The organism is Lichenihabitans sp. Uapishka_5, from assembly GCF_033947565.1.
Taxonomy (GTDB): Bacteria; Pseudomonadota; Alphaproteobacteria; order Rhizobiales; family Beijerinckiaceae; genus Lichenihabitans.
On sequence record NZ_JARPVX010000192.1, the window covers coordinates 1 to 1,491 of the forward strand.

The following is a 1,491-nucleotide window of genomic DNA, read 5'->3' on the forward strand; positions in this document are numbered from 1 at the left end:
ACGCCTCGACGAGCTGCTGCCCTGGAACTGGAAGGCCAGCCGCCCCGTCACATCCCTGGCTCAGGCAGCCTGACGCACCGCCCATCCCCCTGCGGGATCACGGTGACGCGATAGCTCGGATCTGCGGTGCTGGCCGGATGCGTACGGCTCGGCGATCGGCGCCCGGCTCTGTAATGGAAGGGCGAGAGGGGCGTTTCCAACGCCCCTCTAAACGGCGGCCAGCGCCAGCGATGCCATCCGTGCGCCGCCGGGATGACTATTTTCAAATGATTGGGCCGGAGCGCTGACGCACAGTCGAATACTAATATGCGCGTCTTGGTCTAATAGTTCTAAGGCAAAAAGACAGATGAACGGCAGTCACCAGAAGTCTCCTAAGGACTAAGTGAAGGTAAAACCCATGAGAACTGCAAAGTATGCCAAAGATCAGACGGCCTTATTGATCGTCGATCCCTACAATGATTCATGAGTGAGGGCGGAAAACTCTATGACGCGATCAAGCCGACGGCGGACGCCTCCGGCATGTTCGAAAATCTTCGCAAATTAATTCCCGCTGTCCGCAAAGCCGGCATCCAAGTCTTTATCGTGCCTCATCACCGCCCGCGCCCTGGCGACTTCGACGGCTGGCAGCACATGACCCCCTTCCAGCAAGCCGGCGTGCCTGGGAAGGCGTTCGAGGACGGCAGCTGGGGCGGAGCGTTCAATCCCGAGTTCGGGCCCCAGTCCGGCGATGTGGTCATCTATGAGCACTGGGCGCAGAGCGGCTTTGCTAATACCGACCTCGACGCCCAGCTCAAACAACACGGCATCCAAAAGATCGTCCTCGTTGGTGTGGTTGCCAACAGCTGCATCGAGTCGACAGGCCGGTACGGCATGGAGATGGGTTATCATGTCACGCTAGTGCGCGACGCAACCGCGGCCTTTAGCGCCGAAGCCATGCACGCAGCGCACGAGGTGAATGGACCTATGTTCGCCCATGCCATCCTGACGACAGACGAACTTCTGCCGCAGCTCAGCATAACAGAGAGCGACCTTTTATAGCCGCCGTCAAACGCCGAGCTTCCTAGGAGAACGTTCCGTGGCGTCGGATTTCGCGGTACTGCGGTATCGAGACAGCGCTTAGTGCCTGATCTCGCCTTCGATCTCCGCTACTTCAAATATGCAATGCTGGCCGCGCAGCCTAGCACTACAGTTGCGTATTTTAGCGATATCTGAATCAATGGGCGACCATGATTCAGGATTTGATGACTGGTGGCGCGTCGGTCGAGGACACTCTGGCTTTATGGGCCACGTCGTTGCGCGTTGCGAAGCAGCGTATCCGGCCCTTGTTCACGCAGGACCGCGTGGCGGCTTCGGCGAGCCGGTTCCTGGATGCACTGCTTGGCAACGAGCCGCGCAAAACAGGCTGGATGCGTGCGGAAGCGGCTGGTGACAGCGGCCCCTGGCGGCAACAGGCTCTGCTCGGGCGAGGACGTTGGGATGCCGATGCGCTGC

Annotated in this window: 1 protein-coding gene and 1 pseudogene; both read left to right on the forward strand. The window is 59.7% G+C overall.

Going from position 1 to position 1,491, the window contains the following annotated elements:
* Window positions 1-462: 462 nt before the first annotated feature.
* Entirely contained in the window at window positions 463-1,038 is a 576-nt protein-coding gene (locus P7D22_RS23080; protein WP_319936581.1) for a cysteine hydrolase, read from the forward strand.
* A gap of 188 nt (window positions 1,039-1,226) precedes the next feature.
* Window positions 1,227-1,491, forward strand: a pseudogene (locus tag P7D22_RS23085) (IS701 family transposase); the annotation flags it as partial.

Coding starts and splice junctions, on each gene's coding strand:
- P7D22_RS23080 (WP_319936581.1), top strand. CDS start 463: ATGAGTGAGGGCGGAAAACTCTATGACGCGATCAAGCCGACGGCGGAC.